This window comes from Asaia sp. Ae19-3, from assembly GCF_059801175.1.
In genome coordinates this window covers 1,843,338-1,860,151 of record NZ_JBCHWF010000001.1, presented here as the reverse complement: position 1 = coordinate 1,860,151, position 16,814 = coordinate 1,843,338, and the positions used below count along the sequence as shown (strand labels likewise).

30 protein-coding genes are annotated in these 16,814 nt (G+C 60.1%); all 30 read left to right on the top strand.

Annotated features, from left to right (window positions below):
• Positions 1–50: 50 nt before the first annotated feature.
• Complete coding sequence (rpsJ, locus tag AAID99_RS08090; protein ID WP_007282720.1) at positions 51–359, top strand: 30S ribosomal protein S10; 309 nt, start codon at positions 51–53, stop codon at positions 357–359.
• 10 nt (positions 360–369) lie between these two features.
• Complete coding sequence (gene rplC, locus AAID99_RS08085) at positions 370–1,053, top strand: 50S ribosomal protein L3 (protein ID WP_025822021.1); 684 nt, start codon at positions 370–372, stop codon at positions 1,051–1,053.
• A gap of 12 nt (positions 1,054–1,065) precedes the next feature.
• Positions 1,066–1,680 carry a 50S ribosomal protein L4 gene (rplD, locus tag AAID99_RS08080; protein ID WP_188426071.1) on the top strand — a complete coding sequence of 205 codons (615 nt, stop codon included), beginning with the start codon at positions 1,066–1,068 and terminating at the stop codon, positions 1,678–1,680.
• Between the two features lie 41 nt (positions 1,681–1,721).
• Positions 1,722–2,018: a 50S ribosomal protein L23 gene (locus tag AAID99_RS08075; RefSeq protein ID WP_188426281.1), complete on the top strand. Its 297-nt coding sequence runs from the start codon at positions 1,722–1,724 to the stop codon at positions 2,016–2,018.
• Positions 2,019–2,034: 16 nt separating this feature from the next.
• A complete protein-coding gene (gene rplB / locus AAID99_RS08070) occupies positions 2,035–2,865 on the top strand; it encodes a 50S ribosomal protein L2 (protein WP_188426070.1) in 831 nt (276 codons plus the stop codon).
• Positions 2,866–2,882: 17 nt separating this feature from the next.
• Positions 2,883–3,161 carry a 30S ribosomal protein S19 gene (rpsS, locus tag AAID99_RS08065; protein ID WP_023979000.1) on the top strand — a complete coding sequence of 93 codons (279 nt, stop codon included), beginning with the start codon at positions 2,883–2,885 and terminating at the stop codon, positions 3,159–3,161.
• A 2-nt stretch (positions 3,162–3,163) separates the two neighbouring features.
• Positions 3,164–3,595, top strand: coding sequence for a 50S ribosomal protein L22 (gene rplV, locus AAID99_RS08060; protein WP_188426069.1), 432 nt, complete (start codon positions 3,164–3,166; stop codon positions 3,593–3,595).
• A 1-nt stretch (position 3,596) separates the two neighbouring features.
• The gene (rpsC, locus tag AAID99_RS08055; RefSeq protein ID WP_023978998.1) at positions 3,597–4,274 is read left to right on the top strand and encodes a 30S ribosomal protein S3; all 678 of its coding nucleotides are present in this window, start codon (positions 3,597–3,599) and stop codon (positions 4,272–4,274) included.
• 47 nt (positions 4,275–4,321) lie between these two features.
• Positions 4,322–4,738 carry a 50S ribosomal protein L16 gene (gene rplP / locus AAID99_RS08050; protein WP_023978997.1) on the top strand — a complete coding sequence of 139 codons (417 nt, stop codon included), beginning with the start codon at positions 4,322–4,324 and terminating at the stop codon, positions 4,736–4,738.
• Between the two features lie 2 nt (positions 4,739–4,740).
• Entirely contained in the window at positions 4,741–4,974 is a 234-nt protein-coding gene (gene rpmC / locus AAID99_RS08045; RefSeq protein ID WP_025822036.1) for a 50S ribosomal protein L29, read from the top strand.
• Positions 4,975–4,987: 13 nt separating this feature from the next.
• Complete coding sequence (gene rpsQ, locus AAID99_RS08040) at positions 4,988–5,269, top strand: 30S ribosomal protein S17 (protein ID WP_025885438.1); 282 nt, start codon at positions 4,988–4,990, stop codon at positions 5,267–5,269.
• Between the two features lie 14 nt (positions 5,270–5,283).
• Positions 5,284–5,652, top strand: a complete 369-nt coding sequence (gene rplN / locus AAID99_RS08035; RefSeq protein WP_025822040.1) for a 50S ribosomal protein L14 — start codon at positions 5,284–5,286, stop codon at positions 5,650–5,652.
• On the top strand, positions 5,652–5,972 hold the full coding sequence (gene rplX / locus AAID99_RS08030) for a 50S ribosomal protein L24 (protein WP_025840917.1): 321 nt from the start codon (positions 5,652–5,654) through the stop codon (positions 5,970–5,972). The genes rplN and rplX overlap by 1 nt, the downstream gene beginning before the upstream one ends.
• 10 nt (positions 5,973–5,982) lie before the next feature.
• Complete coding sequence (rplE, locus tag AAID99_RS08025) at positions 5,983–6,549, top strand: 50S ribosomal protein L5 (protein ID WP_188426068.1); 567 nt, start codon at positions 5,983–5,985, stop codon at positions 6,547–6,549.
• A gap of 115 nt (positions 6,550–6,664) precedes the next feature.
• Entirely contained in the window at positions 6,665–6,970 is a 306-nt protein-coding gene (gene rpsN / locus AAID99_RS08020) for a 30S ribosomal protein S14 (RefSeq protein WP_188426067.1), read from the top strand.
• An 11-nt stretch (positions 6,971–6,981) separates the two neighbouring features.
• Positions 6,982–7,380, top strand: a complete 399-nt coding sequence (rpsH, locus tag AAID99_RS08015) for a 30S ribosomal protein S8 (RefSeq protein WP_188426066.1) — start codon at positions 6,982–6,984, stop codon at positions 7,378–7,380.
• 10 nt (positions 7,381–7,390) lie between these two features.
• Positions 7,391–7,927, top strand: coding sequence for a 50S ribosomal protein L6 (rplF, locus tag AAID99_RS08010; RefSeq protein WP_188426065.1), 537 nt, complete (start codon positions 7,391–7,393; stop codon positions 7,925–7,927).
• Complete coding sequence (rplR, locus tag AAID99_RS08005; protein WP_035446907.1) at positions 7,927–8,289, top strand: 50S ribosomal protein L18; 363 nt, start codon at positions 7,927–7,929, stop codon at positions 8,287–8,289. The genes rplF and rplR overlap by 1 nt, the downstream gene beginning before the upstream one ends.
• Positions 8,290–8,302: 13 nt before the next feature.
• Positions 8,303–8,884 carry a 30S ribosomal protein S5 gene (gene rpsE, locus AAID99_RS08000; RefSeq protein WP_188426064.1) on the top strand — a complete coding sequence of 194 codons (582 nt, stop codon included), beginning with the start codon at positions 8,303–8,305 and terminating at the stop codon, positions 8,882–8,884.
• On the top strand, positions 8,877–9,062 hold the full coding sequence (gene rpmD, locus AAID99_RS07995) for a 50S ribosomal protein L30 (RefSeq protein ID WP_025840910.1): 186 nt from the start codon (positions 8,877–8,879) through the stop codon (positions 9,060–9,062). The genes rpsE and rpmD overlap by 8 nt, the downstream gene beginning before the upstream one ends.
• A 1-nt stretch (position 9,063) precedes the next feature.
• Positions 9,064–9,549, top strand: coding sequence for a 50S ribosomal protein L15 (rplO, locus tag AAID99_RS07990; protein WP_188426063.1), 486 nt, complete (start codon positions 9,064–9,066; stop codon positions 9,547–9,549).
• A 110-nt stretch (positions 9,550–9,659) separates the two neighbouring features.
• Positions 9,660–11,039 carry a preprotein translocase subunit SecY gene (gene secY, locus AAID99_RS07985; protein ID WP_188426062.1) on the top strand — a complete coding sequence of 460 codons (1,380 nt, stop codon included), beginning with the start codon at positions 9,660–9,662 and terminating at the stop codon, positions 11,037–11,039.
• The gene (locus tag AAID99_RS07980) at positions 11,036–11,611 is read left to right on the top strand and encodes an adenylate kinase (protein ID WP_188426061.1); all 576 of its coding nucleotides are present in this window, start codon (positions 11,036–11,038) and stop codon (positions 11,609–11,611) included. Before secY ends, AAID99_RS07980 begins: the two co-directional genes overlap by 4 nt.
• Before the next feature lie 224 nt (positions 11,612–11,835).
• The gene (rpsM, locus tag AAID99_RS07975) at positions 11,836–12,213 is read left to right on the top strand and encodes a 30S ribosomal protein S13 (RefSeq protein ID WP_023978982.1); all 378 of its coding nucleotides are present in this window, start codon (positions 11,836–11,838) and stop codon (positions 12,211–12,213) included.
• Positions 12,214–12,305: 92 nt separating this feature from the next.
• Positions 12,306–12,698 (top strand): 30S ribosomal protein S11, encoded by a 393-nt coding sequence (gene rpsK, locus AAID99_RS07970; protein WP_023978981.1) that lies wholly within the window; start codon positions 12,306–12,308, stop codon positions 12,696–12,698.
• A gap of 156 nt (positions 12,699–12,854) precedes the next feature.
• Positions 12,855–13,874, top strand: a complete 1,020-nt coding sequence (locus tag AAID99_RS07965; RefSeq protein WP_023978980.1) for a DNA-directed RNA polymerase subunit alpha — start codon at positions 12,855–12,857, stop codon at positions 13,872–13,874.
• Positions 13,875–13,912: 38 nt separating this feature from the next.
• Positions 13,913–14,338, top strand: a complete 426-nt coding sequence (gene rplQ / locus AAID99_RS07960; RefSeq protein ID WP_062164123.1) for a 50S ribosomal protein L17 — start codon at positions 13,913–13,915, stop codon at positions 14,336–14,338.
• A gap of 298 nt (positions 14,339–14,636) precedes the next feature.
• Complete coding sequence (locus AAID99_RS07955; RefSeq protein WP_188426280.1) at positions 14,637–15,998, top strand: MFS transporter; 1,362 nt, start codon at positions 14,637–14,639, stop codon at positions 15,996–15,998.
• Positions 15,999–16,076: 78 nt separating this feature from the next.
• Positions 16,077–16,490, top strand: coding sequence for an ASCH domain-containing protein (locus AAID99_RS07950; protein ID WP_498493603.1), 414 nt, complete (start codon positions 16,077–16,079; stop codon positions 16,488–16,490).
• An 86-nt stretch (positions 16,491–16,576) separates the two neighbouring features.
• On the top strand, positions 16,577–16,750 hold the full coding sequence (locus AAID99_RS07945; RefSeq protein ID WP_023978976.1) for a DUF1328 domain-containing protein: 174 nt from the start codon (positions 16,577–16,579) through the stop codon (positions 16,748–16,750).
• Positions 16,751–16,814 lie beyond the last annotated feature (64 nt).

The window sequence follows — 16,814 nt, the reverse complement described above, 5'->3', positions numbered from 1 at the left end:
GGAGGGAGCAGGGTAAGACCCGAACCCCAACGAGTTGGATTATTGGTAAGATGGACAACCAGAACATCCGCATTCGCCTAAAGGCGTACGATCACCGCGTGCTCGACAACAGCACGAAGGAAATCGTAAACACGGCGAAGCGTACGGGTGCGCGGGTTCGGGGTCCTATCCCGCTACCGACGCATATCGAGCGGTTCACCGTGAACCGTTCCCCACATGTGGACAAGAAAAGCCGCGAGCAGTTCGAAATTCGGACTCATCGCCGCCTGCTCGACATTGTCGAGCCGACACCGCAGACCGTGGACGCCCTCATGAAGCTCGACCTCGCCGCTGGCGTTGATGTCGAGATCAAACTTTAAGGTCCAGACGATGCGTACCGGATTGATCGCAAAAAAGCTGGGTATGACCCGGCTATTCAAGGAAGATGGCACACACGTGCCGGTCACAGTGCTGCATCTCGACGAAGTCGAGGTTGTGGATACCCGCACGCAGGAGCGTGACGGTTACACGGCAGTACAGGTCGGCATGAGCAAGGCTAAGGTGAAGAACGTCACCAAGCCGATGCGTGGCCATTATGCTCGCACCAAGGTGGAGCCGAAGAAGACTCTTGTCGAGTTTCGCGTGGCAGAAGATGCCGTGCTTGAGGCTGGCACGAAGCTCTCTGCGGCCCATTTCGTCGTTGGCCAGAAGGTCGACGTCACCGGCACCAGCAAGGGCAAAGGCTTCGCCGGCGTCATGAAGCGCTGGAACTTCGCTGGTCTTGAAGCCTCCCACGGCGTGTCCATCAGCCATCGTTCGCATGGTTCGACGGGTCAGCGCCAGGATCCGGGCAAGGTCTTCAAGGGCAAGAAAATGGCCGGTCACATGGGCGACGAGCGTATCACGACGCTCAACCTCGAAGTGGCAGCCGTTGATGCCGAACGCAACCTGATCATGGTTCGTGGTTCGATTCCGGGTGCCAAGGATGGCCTGGTGATGATCCGCGATGCGATCAAGAAGGCCCGCCATGCAGATGCGCCGTACCCGGCAGCGACTGCGGCGGCCGCCGGTTAAGGACTGAGGGCGATGGAATACGATATCAAAACCCTCGATAATGGCAGCGCCGGTACGGTGTCTCTGCCAGAGGAACTGTTCGGCGCGACTCCGCGTGCGGACATCATGGCGCGCGTCGTCCACTGGCAGCTGGCCAAGCGCCGCGCCGGTACGCACCGCACCAAGGGGATGGGCGAAATCTCTGGCACGACCAAGAAGCCGTTCCGCCAGAAAGGCACCGGCTCGGCTCGTCAGGGCTCGCTGCGCGCTCCGCAGTTCCGTACCGGTGGCGTTGTTCATGGTCCGGTCGTTCGCGATCATGGCTATGACCTCCCCAAGAAGGTGCGTCGCCTTGGTCTGATCTCTGCGTTGTCGCAGAAGGCAGCTGCAGGCAAGCTGATCGTGATCGATCAGGCCGCAGGTGTGACCAAGACCCGCGAAGCCGCTGCAAAGCTGGCAGCGCTCGGCTGGTCCTCTGCCCTGATCGTTGACGGTGCCGTCGATGTGGCTTTCGGTCGCGCTGTGCGCAACCTGCCCAAGATCGACGTGCTGCCCACGATCGGTGCCAATGTGTATGACATTCTGAACCACGACGTTCTCGTGCTGACGCGCGCTGGGCTCGAGGGTCTCAAGGAGCGCCTGGCATGACCACGAGCATCGTTCTTGCGCGCCGTAACAAGGCGCTGCGTATGACACGCGAATCGATGTTCGACATCGTTCGCGCGCCGCTCATCACCGAAAAGGCGACGGCCCTTTCCGAGCGCAACCAGGTTGTTTTCCGCGTGGCCATGACGGCCGCGAAGCCGGAAATCAAGGTTGCGGTCGAGACGCTCTTCGGCGTCAAGGTCGTCTCCGTGAACACGCTGGTGCAGAAGGGCAAGACCAAGATGGTCAAGGGCCGTCCTGGTCGCCGTTCGGACATCAAGAAGGCGTATGTTCAGCTTGCGGAAGGTCAGTCCATTGACCTTACCGCGAAGCTGGGCTGACGCGGGATAGGATACCATGGCACTCAAGCACTTTAATCCCACGACGCCGAGCACACGTGGCACGGTCCTGATCGACCGCAGCGAGCTCTATAAGGGCAAGCCGGTCAAGCAGCTGACCGAGGGTAAGAACAAGACGGGCGGTCGTAACAACCACGGTCGCACCACGTCGCGTTTCCGTGGCGGCGGGCATAAGCAGTCCTACCGCTATGTCGACTTCAAGCGTCGTAAGTTCGACGTTGCCGGTACGGTCGAGCGTCTGGAATATGACCCGAACCGCACCGCCTTCATCGCACTGATCAAGTACGAAGACGGCGAGTTGGCATACATCCTGGCGCCGCAGCGCGTTAAGGTTGGCGATCAGGTGATCGCTGGCGAACGCACCGACGTGAAGCCGGGCAATGCCATGCCGCTGGGCGCGATGCCTGTCGGTACGATCGTGCACAACATCGAGCTGAAGCCCGGTGCAGGTGGCAAGATCGCCCGTTCGGCCGGCACCTACTGCCAGCTGGTCGGCAAGGATGCCGGCTATGCGCAGATCAAGCTGCAGTCCGGTGAGCTTCGTCTCGTCCGTGGCGAATGCATGGCGACTGTTGGCGCGGTTTCGAACCCCGACAACATGAACCAGCATCTCGGCAAGGCCGGTCGTAACCGTTGGCTCGGCCGTCGTCCGCATAACCGCGGCGTCGTCATGAACCCGGTCGACCATCCGCATGGTGGTGGTGAAGGTCGTACCTCTGGTGGCCGTCATCCGGTTACGCCGTGGGGCAAGCCGACCAAGGGCTACAAGACTCGTGTTAACAAGAAGACGGACAGCCTGATCATCCGTCGCCGCAAGACCGGCAAGTAAGAAGGGGGCAAACAGAGATGGCACGTTCCGTCTGGAAGGGCCCGTTCGTTGACGGGTACTTGTTCGGCAAGGCCGAGGCGTCACGCGCTTCGGGTCGTAATGAGGTGATCAAGATCTGGTCGCGTCGTTCCACCATCCTGCCGCAGTTCGTCGGACTCACGTTCGGCGTTTATAATGGCCACAAGTTCCTGCCGGTGCAGGTGACGGAAAACATGGTCGGGCACAAGTTCGGTGAGTTCTCGCCGACGCGCACGTTCCCGGGTCATGCTTCCGACAAGAAGTCGAAGCGGGGCTGATCATGAGCAAGCCGAAGCACATTCGCACACTCGCTGACACGGAAGCGCAGGCAGTTGCCCGCAACATCCGCGTCAGCCCGCGCAAGCTGAACCTGGTTGCAGCGATGATTCGCAACCAGCCGGCAGACAAGGCAATCGCAGCGCTGACGTTCTCGCGTCGTCGCATCGCTCAGGAGGTCCGCAAGACCCTCGAGAGCGCTGTTGCAAACGCAGAGAACAATCATCAGCTCGATGTCGATCAGCTCGTGGTCAAGACCGCAGAAGTTGGCAAGTCGATCGTCATGAAGCGTTTCCACGCTCGTGGCCGTGGTCGTTCCTCGCGCATCGAGAAGTTCTTCAGCCATCTGAAGATCGTCGTTGCCGAGCGCGCTGCAGACGAAGCGCCTGCGCCGAAGGGCAAGGGCAAGGACGCAGCAGAGCAGAAGGCAGCCTGATATGGGACACAAAGTCAATCCGATCGGGCTGCGGCTCGGCGTAAACCGCACATGGGATAGCCGCTGGTACGCTGGCAACGACTATTCCCGTCTGCTGCATGAAGACCTGATGCTGCGCGCCTACCTGCGTCGCAAACTGTCAGGTGCAGGCGTCTCCCGCGTTGTGATCGAACGCCCGGCCAAGAAGCCGCGCGTCACGATCTATGCAGCACGTCCGGGCGTTGTCATCGGCAAGAAGGGGCAGGACATCGATGCTCTGCGCAAGGATCTTAGCCGTCTGGCCAAGACTGATGTTGCGCTGAACATCGTCGAGATTCGCAAGCCCGAGATCGACGCGACCCTGGTCGCCGAGAACATCGCGCAGCAGCTCGAGCGTCGCGTTGCCTTCCGTCGCGCCATGAAGCGTGCGGTTCAGTCCGCCATGCGTCTGGGTGCACAGGGTATTCGTATCAACTGCTCCGGCCGTCTCGGTGGTGCGGAAATCGCTCGTATCGAGTGGTATCGCGAAGGTCGCGTGCCACTTCATACGTTGCGCGCCGACATCGATTACGGTATCGCCACTGCCAAGACGACCTATGGTACGTGCGGTGTGAAAGTCTGGATCTTCAAGGGTGAAATCCTTGCCCATGATCCGATGGCTCAGGACCGTCGTGCAGCGGAACAAGCGCCGCAGCGCTGAGCAGTAGATTATGACAAGCGCCGCGAGGCGCATGAGGATACGACACCATGCTTTCCCCGAAGCGGACTAAGTTTCGCAAGGCCCACAAGGGCCGCATTCATGGGTTGGCCAAGGGCGGAACGACGTTGAATTTCGGCGCGTTCGGCCTTAAGGCTCTCGAACCCGAACGTATCACGGCACGCCAGATCGAAGCGTCACGTCGCGCGATCACCCGCGCCATGAAGCGTGCAGGTCGCGTGTGGATCCGGATTTTCCCGGATCTGCCGGTTTCCACGAAGCCTGCCGAAGTCCGAATGGGCTCCGGCAAGGGCTCGCCCGAGTTCTGGGTGGCCCGCGTGAAGCCTGGCCGCGTGCTGTTTGAAATCGAAGGCGTGCCGCCTGAAGTGGCACGTGAGGCACTGGCTCTTGGCGCAGCAAAGCTGCCGATCAAGACCAAGTTCATCACCCGGATTGGGGAGGCTTGATCATGGCTGACGCATACAAGGTAGCCGATCTGCGCGCCAAATCCGCTGATGAGCTCGATGCCCTTCTTCTCGACCTGAAGCGTGAGCAGCTGAACCTCCGGTTCCAGGCTGCCACGGGCCAGTCAGAGGGAGTCGGCCGCGTTCGCGTACTCCGTCGTGCGATTGCTCGCATCAAGACGGTTGCGCATCAATCGAAGAACAAGGTGGGCGCAAAAACGTCCACCGCAGAGTCCTGAGAGGAGACGGACGATGCCGAGGCGCGTCCTGACAGGGCGAGTGACAAGCGACAAGATGGACAAGACGGTTACCGTTCTTGTTGATCGCCGCATTATGCACCCGCTCTACAAGAAGTTCATTCGTCGCTCTAAAAAATATGCGGCGCATGACGAGCTGAATGAGTGCAAGATCGGAGACACGGTGCGCATTGAAGAATGCGCTCCGATTTCCAAGCGCAAGACCTGGACGGTGATCACCCGTAACGGCGCAGCCCTTGAGGCAGCGGCGACGGCACCGGCTCAGGCGTCAGCGTAAGAGGGGACTGAGAAATGATCCATCCCGAGACCAATCTGGAAGTCGCCGACAACTCCGGCGCTCGTCAGGTGCAGTGCATCAAGGTGCTGGGCGGCTCCAAGCGGAAAACCGCCTCGGTCGGCGACGTGATCGTCGTGTCCGTCAAGGAAGCGATTCCCCGCGGCAAGGTGAAGAAGGGTGACGTCCATCAGGCCGTCATCGTTCGCACGTCCTATCCTGTTCGTCGCGCTGACGGCAGCGCCATCCGCTTCGACAAGAATGCGGCTGTGCTGATCAACAAGTCGATGGAGCCCATCGGCACGCGTATCTTTGGCCCGGTGGTTCGTGAGCTGCGTGCGCGCAAGTTCATGAAGATCATCTCCCTGGCTCCGGAGGTGCTATAATGGCTGCTCGTATCAAGAAGGGTGACCAGGTTCTGGTCCTCTCCGGCTCGTCGCGCGGCACGCGCGGTGAGGTCCTTGCTGTTCTGCCGAAGGTCGAAAAGGCCATCGTGCGCGGTGTTGCGGTGGCCAAGCGTCACCAGAAGCCGACCCGCATGAACCAGGAAGGCGGCATTATCGCCAAGGAAATGCCGGTCCATCTGTCCAACCTGAAGCTCGTCGATCCGAAGAGCGGCAAGCCGACCCGCGTCGGTTTCCGTCAGCTCGAGGACGGGCGCAAGGTCCGCGTCGCCAAGGTGACCGGCGAAGTAATCGAAGGCTAAGGGGGCGACCATGAGCGAGACCATTATCCGCGTTCAGCCGCGCCTGCAGCAGCGTTACAATGATGTCCTTCGTAGCCAGCTGCGTGAGCAGTTTGCCTACAAGAACATCATGCAGGTTCCGAAGCTGGAAAAGATCGTCCTGAACATGGGCGTTGGCGAAGCCGCCGGCGACCAGAAGCAGCTCGATGCCGCCGTTGCCGAAATGGCAGCCATCTCCGGTCAGAAGCCCGTCAAGACGGTTGCCCGCAAGGCAATCGCCGGCTTCAAGATTCGTGAAGGCCTGCCCATCGGCTGCAAGGTGACCCTGCGTCGCACGCGTATGTACGAATTCCTCGATCGTCTCGTGACGATCGCGATGCCGCGCATCCGTGACTTCCGCGGTCTGCCCCCGAACAAGGGCTTTGACGGTCGTGGCAACTTTGCCATGGGCATCAAGGAGCAGATCGTGTTCCCGGAAATCGATTACGATAAGATCGACTCCGTACGTGGCATGGACATCATCTTCGTCACCACGGCGAAGACGGATGAAGAGGCAAAAGCGCTGCTCAAGGCGTTCGATCTGCCCTTCACTGCCTGATTTATCGGGTTGAGCCGGGTTTTTTGCTTTCCAAAGCAATCCCGGCTCCCTATATACACACGCTGTTTGGAAAACCGTTGGGATTGGCCCGACAGGTTCCGGGAGAAGATTTAGCATGGCAAAAATCTCCGCCGTGAACCGCAACGCCAAGCGCGCCTATATGGCGCAGCGCGACAAGGCGAAGCGGACCGCGTTGAAAGATATCATCAAGGACCGGACCCTTCCGGTAGAGGAGCGTTTCGACGCAACCCTGAAGCTGGCAGAAATGCCGCGTAACGGGTCGCGTGTTCGTTTCCGTCTGCGCTGCAAGGTTTCGGGACGTCCCCGCGCGAACTACCGCAAGTTCGAGCTGAGCCGTATCGCTCTGCGCGACCTGGCCTCAACCGGCCAGATCCCCGGTATGGTCAAGTCGAGCTGGTAAGGTAGAAGCGAATGTCCCTATCCGATCCGTTGGGTGATATGCTCACCCGCATTCGCAATGCCCAGCGTGCCCGTCACGCGGCTTGCATCGCACCTGCTTCCAAGCTGCGTGCAAACGTTCTGGAAGCGCTGCGCCGCGAAGGCTATATTCGTGGTTACACCACGGAAGAGCTGCGTGCCGGTATCTCCCAGCTGCGCATCGAGCTGAAATATGCTGACGGCCAGCCCGTGATCAAGGAAATCCACCGCGTCTCCAAGCCGGGCCGTCGCGTGTATTCCAAGATCAAGGAACTGCCGCGCGTGTATGCCGGTCTCGGCGTGTCGATCCTGTCCACCCCGCGCGGTATCCTTTCGGATATCGAGGCTCGCGCCGCGAATGTCGGTGGCGAAGTCCTCTGCCGCGTCTTCTAAGGAGGATCACATGTCACGAGTAGGCAAGTATCCGGTTGTCATTCCTGCAGGCGTGGACGTTTCCATTGCCAACGGGTCGCTGACGGCCAAGGGCAAGCGTGGCTCTCTGAGCATGCCGCTGACGCGTTTCGTCGAGGCCAAGGTTGAAGACGGCAAGGTGTCGATCAAGCCGGTCGGTAACCGTTCGCGTGAGACCTGGACGATGTGGGGCACAACCCGCGCTATCGTCGCTAATCTGGTCAAGGGCGTTTCCGAGGGTTTCAGCAAGACGCTGGAAATCACCGGAACGGGTTTCCGTGCCAGCGTGCAGGGTTCGAACCTGGTGATGAACCTGGGTTATTCCCATGACGTCGTCTATCCGATCCCCGCCGACGTGAAGATCACCACGCCTCGTCCTACGGCCATCACGGTCGAAGGGAACGACAAGCAGCGTGTTGGTCAGGTTGCGCTCGACATCCGTAACTTCCGCAAGCCGGAACCCTATAAGGGCAAGGGCGTGCGTTACGAGACCGAAGTTCTCCGTCGTAAGGAAGGCAAGAAGAAATAATGGCTACGCAGCATGGATTGCAGGAACGGCGCCGTCAGCGGCTTCGCTTCCAGCTTCGCCGCAAGAGCGGTGGCCGGCCGCGTTTGTCGGTCTTCCGTTCAGGCAAGAACATTTATGCACAGGTCATCGACGATGCGCAGGGCGTAACGCTCGCCAGCGCTTCGACCCTCGAAAAGACCCTGCGCGAAGCTGGCAAGACCGGCGCGAATGTCGAAGCCGCTTCGGTTGTCGGCAAGCTGGTTGCAGAGCGCGCTCTCGCCGCTGGCGTGACGGCGGTCGTGTTCGATCGCGGTGCATATCTCTATCATGGCCGCGTCAAGGCGCTGGCCGAAGCTGCCCGTGAGGGCGGCCTTTCGTTCTAAGGAAGGATCACACATGGCACGTGAGCCAAGAGAAGGCGGCCGTGGTGGTCGCGAGCGGGAACGCGAAGGCGACGATCTGGTCGACAAGCTGGTAACCATTAACCGCGTGGCCAAGGTGGTGAAAGGCGGACGTCGTTTCGCTTTTGCCGCTCTGGTTGTGGTTGGTGACCAGAAGGGTCGCGTTGGGTACGGTGCGGGCAAGGCTCGTGAAGTTCCCGAGGCAATCCGCAAGGCGACTGAACGCGCCAAGCGCACCATGATCCGCGTTCCGATGAAGGAAGGCCGTACGCTTCATCACGATTCTTTCGGGCATTTCGGTGCTGGCAAGGTCGTGGTTCGTGCAGCTGAAGCCGGAACCGGGATCATCGCAGGCGGCCCGATGCGCGCTGTCTTCGAATCGCTGGGCGTAAACGACGTTGTTGCGAAGTCCCTCGGGACCCGTAACCCGCATAACATGGTCAAGGCGACCTTCGACGCGCTCGAGCGTTGCAGCAGCCCCCGCGCTGTCGCAAGCCGCCGTGGCAAGAAGGCTTCCGAGCTGTTCGCCAAGCGCGATTCGCAGACCGAAGACGCAGCGGAGGCGACCCATGGCTGAGAACAAGACTGTTCGCGTCAAGCAGATCGCTTCCGCTATCGGGCGCAAGCCCGGCCAGGCTGATACCCTCGTGGGTCTCGGTCTGCGCGGAATCGGCAGTGAGCGCGAGCTGGAGGACACCCCTTCAGTTCGCGGCATGATCCGCAAGGTTGCCCACCTTATCCAGGTGGAGGGTTGATATGAACCTTAATGAACTGCGCGATAACGCCGGTGCGCGTTACCGCAAGAAGCGTCTGGGTCGTGGTATCGGCTCGGGCAAAGGCAAGACCTCGGGTCGCGGCGTCAAGGGTCAGAAGGCTCGTGAAGGCGTATCCCTGAATGGTTTCGAAGGTGGTCAGCTTCCGCTGTATCGCCGTATGCCGAAGCGCGGGTTCAAGAACATCTTCCGTAAGGAATTTGCTCCTGTGAACTTGGGCGCCATCGACCGTGCACTGGCTGATGGCAAGCTTCAGGCAGACGTGACGATCACGGAAGAGGTGCTGCGCGCCGCTGGTCTGGTTGGCACTGGCAAGTATGCCGGTATCCGCCTGCTGGCAAAGGGCGAGCTGACCCGCGCTGTGACCGTCGAAGTCTCCGGTGCTTCCGCAACCGCTATCGCGGCTGTCGAGAAGGCTGGTGGCTCTGTCAAGGTTGCCGCCAAGGCCGAGGCTCCCGCCGAGGCCTGATCGCCCGATAAGAACGCTCTGTGCCGTTGCGGTGCAGGGCGGGCACAGGTAATCATGAACAGCGTCCCGCGCCTGCGCGGTGACGCTGTTTTTGTTGAAAGGACCGGTGGATGGCCTCCGCAGCCGAGCAGCTTGCCGCCAATCTCAATCTGAGCTCGTTCGCCAAGGCGACCGAGTTGAAAAAGCGTATCTGGTTCACGCTGGGCGCGCTCATCATCTATCGCCTCGGCACCTATATTCCGGTGCCCGGTGTCGACGCGACAGTCCTGGGGCAGCTGCTGCAGCAGAACCAGGGCGGCATCATCGGCATGTTCGACATGTTCAGCGGTGGCTCACTCGGTCGTATGGCCGTGTTTGCGCTCAACATCATGCCCTATATCAGCGCCTCGATTATCGTGCAGTTGCTCTCGACAGCATTGCCGTCGCTGGAAGCGCTGAAGAAGGAAGGTGAGCAGGGGCGCAAGAAGCTCAACGCTTACACGCGCTACCTCACGGTGCTGATTGCCCTGTTCCAGGCCTATGGTCTCGCGGTCGGGCTCGAGCACATGGCGACGAAGACCGGTACGCTTGCGGTGGTTTCACCGGGTCCGTTCTTCATCCTGTCGAGTGTGATCACCCTTGTGGGCGGAACGATGTTCCTCATGTGGCTGGGTGAGCAGATCACCTCGCGTGGCGTGGGCAACGGCATTTCGCTGATCATCTTCGCCGGTATCGTTGCCAATCTGCCCCACGCGCTCTCAAGCCTCTTCCAGCTGGGCTACACGGGGGCGTTGTCGCCCTTCTTCGTGCTGCTCTTCCTGGTGCTTGCCGGTGCTACGATCGCGTTCATCGTGTTCATGGAGCAGGCGCAGCGTCGTGTGGTCATCCAGTATCCCAAGCGCCAGGTCGGCAGCCGGATGTTCGGCGGTGATTCGTCGCATATGCCCCTCAAGGTGAATACGGCTGGCGTCATTCCGCCGATCTTCGCCTCGTCGGTGCTGCTGATCCCTGTCACGATCTCGGGCTTCATGAACGGCAAGAACGTGCCTGGCTGGGTCAACACCCTTGGGCAGGAGTTCGGGCAGGGCCAGCCGCTCTATATGGTCTTCTACGCGGTGATGATCCTCTTCTTCTCCTATTTCTATGCCGCGGTGACGTTCAACCCGGAAGAAACGGCTGAGAACCTGCGCAAGCAGGGAGGATTCGTGCCGGGCATCCGTCCGGGGTCGAACACGGCGCGTTATTTCGATCGTATCCTTTCGCGTCTGACGACGATCGGCGCTCTCTATCTTGTTGCGGTGTGTCTGCTTCCGCAGATCCTGATCAGCCGTTACAACGTGCCCTTCTATTTTGGTGGCACGAGTCTGATCATTATCGTCTCGGTGACGATCGACACCATGACCCAGGTTCAGTCGCATCTCGTTGCCCATCGCTATCAGGGTCTGATTCGCAAGCAGCGCGGTCGCGGTAACGGCAAGGCGGATCAGGCAAGAGGAATGCGTCGTCGATGAACATCATCCTTCTTGGCCCGCCAGGTGCAGGAAAAGGCACCCAGGCCGATCTGCTGGAGCAGGAATTCAAGCTCGCTCATATCTCCACCGGGGATATGCTGCGCAGCGAGATGGCAGAGGGGACACCGCTCGGCCTCAAGGTGAAGAGCATTGTCGAGTCCGGGCAGTTTGTCTCCGACGAGGTAATGATCGACCTGATCAAGAGCCGCACGCTCAAGGCCGATTGTGCACAGGGGTTCATCCTCGACGGATTCCCGCGTACGGAAAGCCAGGCAGAGGCACTCGACGTCATGTTGCAGGAGCGCGGGGTCAAGATTGACGCCGTGATCCTCATCGAGGTCGATGCCGAGCAGATTGTGGCCCGTCTTGCGTCACGTCGTGCGCCTGATGGCTCGCGGCGTGCGGATGACGAGCCGGAGACGGTGCGTCGTCGTATCCAGGTCTACAAGGACCAGACGGCCCCTATCCTGCCTTATTATGAGAATGCTGGTCGCCTGCGCCGCGTTGATGGCATGCAGAGCCTTGAGGCTGTGCATGCGTCAATCGTGGCGGCGCTCGGCCTTGACAAATGAGGCTCACGAAGTCGATCACGCAAAAGTGAACGGTTTTATTTGACTCGCAGGGGGTGCTCGATATATTGCGCGCCCTCGACACAGGTGCTGTCAGACGCGGTGATCGACCCTTTCAGAGCGGTCGATTCTTTAGCGGACTGAACAGTTTCGATTGAACTGGCCCAAGCTTTGGGTCGAAGCAAAAAGAGAGCCTGACCTACTCGGTCGGGCAGGGAGTGAGTGGCGTGGCGCGTATTGCCGGCGTAAATATTCCGACGAACAAGCGGGTAGTCATTGCCCTGAGCTACATCTACGGCATTGGTCCGTCGACGGCGAAGGCAATCTGCTCCAAGCTCGAAGTACCTGAAGCGAAGCGCGTTAACGAGCTGAGCGACGATGAGATCGTGAAGATCCGCGAACTGATCGATGGCGACTACCGCGTCGAGGGTGACCTCCGCCGCGAAACCGCGATGAACATCAAGCGTCTGATGGACCTTGGTTGCTATCGTGGCCTGCGTCATCGCCGTGGTCTGCCGGTGCGCGGCCAGCGTACGCACACGAACGCCCGCACCCGCAAGGGCAAGGCCGTGGCGATTGCCGGTAAGAAGAAAGCTACGCGCTAATTCGCGCATCTTAAGCGGATCGTGGCGAGTGGCGGCCAACAGGCTGTCCTCTGCCCTTCGCTCATTGCCAAGACTGACAGGACGACCTCACTATGGCCAAGGCCGCAACTCCGCGTATCCGCAAGAAGGAGCGCAAGAACATCATCTCTGGTGTCGCGCACGTTCTTTCGACGTTCAACAACACCATGATCACCATCTCCGACGCCCAGGGCAACTCGATTGCCTGGTCTTCGGCTGGCGCCCAGGGCTTCAAGGGTTCGCGCAAGTCGACCCCGTATGCCGCTCAGGTTGCTGCTGAAGACGCTGGCCGCAAGGCTCGCGACCACGGCATGGAGACGCTGGAAATTGAAGTTTCGGGTCCGGGTTCGGGCCGTGAGAGCGCGCTTCGCGCCCTTCAGGCCGTTGGCTTCTCCATCACGTCGATCCGCGACATGACCCCGGTGCCGCATAACGGCTGCCGTCCGCGCAAGCGTCGTCGCGTCTGATTGACTGCGGCCCCCTCGGGGGCCGCTCGTCTGTCACCACCCGTCCGTAGGTGGTTTCTCCCCCGGGAGAGGCCACCGGCACGTTCTGACCGCGCTCTGGCGCGGTTGATGTTCCGTTGGGCCCCAGCGGGACAAGTTGTTTGAAAGGCCACGACATTGGTCCTCCAGAAGAACTGGCAGTCCCTTATCAAGCCGGAAAAGCTGGAAGTCGCGCCCGGCTCCGTGCCCACGCAGACAGCCACGGTGATCGCCGAGCCGCTGGAGCGTGGTTTCGGCATGACGCTCGGCAATGCGATCCGTCGCGTTCTGTTGTCTTCGCTTCAGGGCGCCGCTGTAACGGCGATCCAGATCGACGGCGTGCTGCATGAGTTCTCGTCCGTGCCGGGCGTCCGCGAGGACGTGACGGATATCGTGCTGAACATCAAGCAGCTTGCCCTGCGCATGCATGGCGAAGGCCCCAAGCGCATGGTGCTGACGGCCACTGGCCCCGGCGAAGTGCGTGCAGGCCAGATCCAGGCCGGTCATGACATCGAGATCATGAACCCCGACCTCGTGATCTGCACGCTCGATGACGGCGTGAAGCTCGGCATGGAATTCACGGTCAACATGGGCAAGGGCTACGTCCCGGCTGCTGCAAACCGTCCGGAAGACGCACCGATCGGGCTTATCCCCATCGACGCGATCTACTCCCCGGTTCGCAAGGTCTCGTACAAGGTTGAACCGACCCGTGTTGGTCAGGTCACCGACTACGACAAGCTTCTGCTCACGGTCGAGACCAACGGTGCCGTTACTCCGGAAGACAGCCTCGCTCTCGCAGCCCGCATCCTGCAGGACCAGCTGCAGCTGTTCATCAATTTCGATGAGCCGCGCCCGGTCCGTCAGGAAGAGCCGCGTGACGATCTGCCGTTCAACCGTAACCTGCTGCGCAAGGTTGACGAGCTCGAACTCTCTGTTCGTAGCGCGAACTGCCTGAAGAACGACAACATCGTCTATATCGGCGATCTCGTGCAGAAATCCGAACAGGAAATGCTGCGCACGCCGAATTTTGGACGCAAGTCGCTGAATGAAATCAAGGAAGTCCTGACTTCCATGGGTCTGTCGCTGGGCATGAATGTTCCGGCCTGGCCTCCCGAGAACATTGAGGATCTGGCAAAGCGTCTCGACGAGACGTTCTGAGCCCCATCCGGAAGAAAGTAGAGTAAGGAAACCCGATCATGCGTCATGGTGTTGCTGGGCGTAAGCTCAATGTTACCTCGACCCACCGCGCTGCCATGTTCCGCAACATGGCCGTGGCTATCATCAAGCACGAGCAGATCACGACGACGCTGCCCAAGGCGAAGGAAATTCGCCCGATCGTCGAGAAGCTGATCACCCTCGGCAAGCGTGGCACGCTGCACGCTCGCCGCCAGGCTTTTGCCCAGCTGCGCGACGAGACCATCGTCACCAAGCTGTTCTCGACCATTGCAGAGCGCTATCAGGGCCGTTCGGGTGGTTACACCCGCGTTCTGAAGGCTGGCGTTCGCTATGGCGACAACGCTGACATGGCTGTTGTCGAAATGGTTGACCGCGACGTTGACGCCAAGGGCAAGGATAGCGGCCCGGTGTTCAACCAGTCCGGTGAAGAGCCGATGGCTGCCTGAAGCTACACGCTTCAGTGAGTGCAGGGAGGGCTGGGCAGGGATCTGTCCGGCCCTTTTTGTTTTTGGCTTACAAATTCTTCTCAATTCGGTTAAGACCGTCTCAACAAGCCGATCTGATCAATCTGAGCGCGAAGCGTGGGATATATGAGCAGATTGGGTCGCATCGCCGTATTCATGCGGAATTGCGATGTCAGGACGGATATCTGGGCGCATCACGGCGTTCATCGATCCTGACCCCCATACAGGTCCGAGCACTCTCGTAGGACCAGTCACCACGCATCCCATGCCGCCCCGGGCAATGAGGTCCGGCAACGCTCGTGCTGCGTGTAGATACAGGAGAGCTTCTTTGTCTGAGGCAACCACCACCCAGAGACGCGGGATCGCAGAGATCCTCGGTATTCCACGCCCTCTCTTCTTCGGCTTCGTCGGTCTGCTGCTGTTCATGATCGGTGACGGCGTTGAGGCAGGCTATCTCGATACCTTCATGCTCCATAACGGTCATACCCAGGGCGACGTGAACCTGCTGTTCACGACCTATGGTATAACGGTCATGATCTCGGCCTGGTTCTCGGGGCCGCTTTCCGATCTTTACGGGCCCAAGAAGGTGATGTGGATCGGTCTGATCCTCTGGGCGGTTCTGGAAGTCGGGCTGCTCGCGCTCGGCCTCGGCCCCAACAACTTCACGATGACGCTCCTGTTCTACACGCTGCGCGGTTTTGCCTATCCGCTCTTTGCCTACGGCTTTCTCGTGTGGATTGCGGCCGCAACGCCAGCCAACATGCTGGGCTCCGCTGCTGGCTGGTTCTGGTTTTCCTTCTCGGCCGGTCTGCCGACGCTGGGTTCGCAGTTTGCGCGCTATGCCATTCCTGCCATCGGCGAACTGGCGACATTCTGGTGCTCGCTCGGCCTCGTCATTCTGGGTGGTCTGGTGGCCCTGCTCTTTACGCATGAACCCACTGGCAAGAAGCGTCTCCTGCCCGACCATGTGAGCACGAAAGACATCTTCTTTGGCTCGATCAGCATCATGTGGCGTGAGCCCAAGACCCTGATTGCGGGTATCGTGCGCACCATCGACACGTCGTCGGAATATGCCTTCCTTGCGATCATGCCCGCCTTCTTCATTGACCATCTGGGCTTCACCCAGGGGCAATGGCTGAACCTGCTCTCCCTGATTTTCCTCAGCAACATCCTGTTCAATCTGGTGTCAGGCATGCTGGCTGATGCGCTGGGTCACCGGTTCATCGTGTCGGTCTTCGGCGGCGTTGGTGGTTTTGTCTCGATCCCGCTCTTCTATTACATTCCTGTCTGGTATCCGGGCAATTTCGCCGCGGCGGCAGCAGTTGGCATCTTCTATGGCGCCACAGTAGCCGCCTTCGTGCCGCTCTCCGGCCTGATGCCGCAGATCTGCCCGAAGGAGAAGGCTGCAGCGCTGTCGATTCTTGGTCTGGGCGCGGGTGCAAGCACTTGGGTTGGCCCTGCCATTGCCGGTATCTGCGAGAGTGTCTTCGGCTTCGGCATGGAGGGAATCATCTGGGCTTTCGCCCTGATCTATCTCGCCGCCGCTGGCATGACGGTCACCCTGCGCATCTCTGATGAAGCCCGCCGCTATACGCAGGAGGCGCTCGCCCGGGGTGAGAGCATCACGGCAGTCGGGCACTAGGCCCCGCCGCAGCGAGGTTATCTGTTGCACTCGCAAGGCGCCGTTGACAGTTGTCGACGGCGCCTTTTTTCTGGGTCGATGTCTGATCTTCTTCCCAAACCGCCAGAAGACTGGGAAAGCCTTGAGCGCTTCTCCTTCGGCGATAGTCCGGCCTTGGCCGACGAACTTCTCGATCTCGTTCTGCGCGGTCTCAAGACCGGAACCTGTTGGGCTGCCTCCGACGGGCAGCAGACGTATATCGGCAAATTGAGCGTCGTCTGTGACGGCAGGGATCAGCCTCGGGCGATTACGCAGACGCGCAGCCTCGAGAAAAGACGCTATTGCGATGTGGGCGAGGATTTCGCTGCAAAGGAAGGGGAAGGCGACAGAAGCCTCGCGTACTGGCGGCGCGAGCATGAGCGTTATTTCAGCCGCCTGAACCAGTTCAATGAGACGATGGAGCTCTGGTGCGAGGAATTTGCTGTCGTGTTTGTGTTTCCCGAAATCCGATAAGACATGCGCCAACCGGAGGGAGATTACAGGACGAACTTTCATTGCGACATCGCGTTGACCCCGGACAGAACAATGAGGGCTCTCCCATGCTCAAGCTTGCTATCTTCTTTCTGATCATCTCGCTGATTGCGGGTCTGTTCGGCTTCACCGGTATCTCGGCCGCTTCCGCCGGTATCGCGAAGATTCTCTTCTTCCTGTTCATCGCGCTGTTCGTGCTGTTTCTCGTCATTGCGGTGTTCGTCGGCAAGGCCGTGACCTGACCGACCAGCAGTCTGAACAACAAAAAAGGGGAGGGCCTTTGGGCCTTCCCCTTTTTTTGTGCTC

Excerpts from the sequence above, each read along its gene's own strand:
- rpsJ (WP_007282720.1), top strand. The coding sequence starts at position 51 with ATGGACAACCAGAACATCCGCATTCGCCTAAAGGCGTACGATCACCGC.
- rplC (WP_025822021.1), top strand. The coding sequence starts at position 370 with ATGCGTACCGGATTGATCGCAAAAAAGCTGGGTATGACCCGGCTATTC.
- rplD (WP_188426071.1), top strand. The coding sequence starts at position 1,066 with ATGGAATACGATATCAAAACCCTCGATAATGGCAGCGCCGGTACGGTG.
- AAID99_RS08075 (WP_188426281.1), top strand. The coding sequence starts at position 1,722 with ATGACACGCGAATCGATGTTCGACATCGTTCGCGCGCCGCTCATCACC.
- rplB (WP_188426070.1), top strand. The coding sequence starts at position 2,035 with ATGGCACTCAAGCACTTTAATCCCACGACGCCGAGCACACGTGGCACG.
- rpsS (WP_023979000.1), top strand. The coding sequence starts at position 2,883 with ATGGCACGTTCCGTCTGGAAGGGCCCGTTCGTTGACGGGTACTTGTTC.
- rplV (WP_188426069.1), top strand. The coding sequence starts at position 3,164 with ATGAGCAAGCCGAAGCACATTCGCACACTCGCTGACACGGAAGCGCAG.
- rpsC (WP_023978998.1), top strand. The coding sequence starts at position 3,597 with ATGGGACACAAAGTCAATCCGATCGGGCTGCGGCTCGGCGTAAACCGC.
- rplP (WP_023978997.1), top strand. The coding sequence starts at position 4,322 with ATGCTTTCCCCGAAGCGGACTAAGTTTCGCAAGGCCCACAAGGGCCGC.
- rpmC (WP_025822036.1), top strand. The coding sequence starts at position 4,741 with ATGGCTGACGCATACAAGGTAGCCGATCTGCGCGCCAAATCCGCTGAT.
- rpsQ (WP_025885438.1), top strand. The coding sequence starts at position 4,988 with ATGCCGAGGCGCGTCCTGACAGGGCGAGTGACAAGCGACAAGATGGAC.
- rplN (WP_025822040.1), top strand. The coding sequence starts at position 5,284 with ATGATCCATCCCGAGACCAATCTGGAAGTCGCCGACAACTCCGGCGCT.
- rplX (WP_025840917.1), top strand. The coding sequence starts at position 5,652 with ATGGCTGCTCGTATCAAGAAGGGTGACCAGGTTCTGGTCCTCTCCGGC.
- rplE (WP_188426068.1), top strand. The coding sequence starts at position 5,983 with ATGAGCGAGACCATTATCCGCGTTCAGCCGCGCCTGCAGCAGCGTTAC.
- rpsN (WP_188426067.1), top strand. The coding sequence starts at position 6,665 with ATGGCAAAAATCTCCGCCGTGAACCGCAACGCCAAGCGCGCCTATATG.
- rpsH (WP_188426066.1), top strand. The coding sequence starts at position 6,982 with ATGTCCCTATCCGATCCGTTGGGTGATATGCTCACCCGCATTCGCAAT.
- rplF (WP_188426065.1), top strand. The coding sequence starts at position 7,391 with ATGTCACGAGTAGGCAAGTATCCGGTTGTCATTCCTGCAGGCGTGGAC.
- rplR (WP_035446907.1), top strand. The coding sequence starts at position 7,927 with ATGGCTACGCAGCATGGATTGCAGGAACGGCGCCGTCAGCGGCTTCGC.
- rpsE (WP_188426064.1), top strand. The coding sequence starts at position 8,303 with ATGGCACGTGAGCCAAGAGAAGGCGGCCGTGGTGGTCGCGAGCGGGAA.
- rpmD (WP_025840910.1), top strand. The coding sequence starts at position 8,877 with ATGGCTGAGAACAAGACTGTTCGCGTCAAGCAGATCGCTTCCGCTATC.
- rplO (WP_188426063.1), top strand. The coding sequence starts at position 9,064 with ATGAACCTTAATGAACTGCGCGATAACGCCGGTGCGCGTTACCGCAAG.
- secY (WP_188426062.1), top strand. The coding sequence starts at position 9,660 with ATGGCCTCCGCAGCCGAGCAGCTTGCCGCCAATCTCAATCTGAGCTCG.
- AAID99_RS07980 (WP_188426061.1), top strand. The coding sequence starts at position 11,036 with ATGAACATCATCCTTCTTGGCCCGCCAGGTGCAGGAAAAGGCACCCAG.
- rpsK (WP_023978981.1), top strand. The coding sequence starts at position 12,306 with ATGGCCAAGGCCGCAACTCCGCGTATCCGCAAGAAGGAGCGCAAGAAC.
- rplQ (WP_062164123.1), top strand. The coding sequence starts at position 13,913 with ATGCGTCATGGTGTTGCTGGGCGTAAGCTCAATGTTACCTCGACCCAC.
- AAID99_RS07955 (WP_188426280.1), top strand. The coding sequence starts at position 14,637 with ATGAGGTCCGGCAACGCTCGTGCTGCGTGTAGATACAGGAGAGCTTCT.
- AAID99_RS07950 (WP_498493603.1), top strand. The coding sequence starts at position 16,077 with ATGTCTGATCTTCTTCCCAAACCGCCAGAAGACTGGGAAAGCCTTGAG.
- AAID99_RS07945 (WP_023978976.1), top strand. The coding sequence starts at position 16,577 with ATGCTCAAGCTTGCTATCTTCTTTCTGATCATCTCGCTGATTGCGGGT.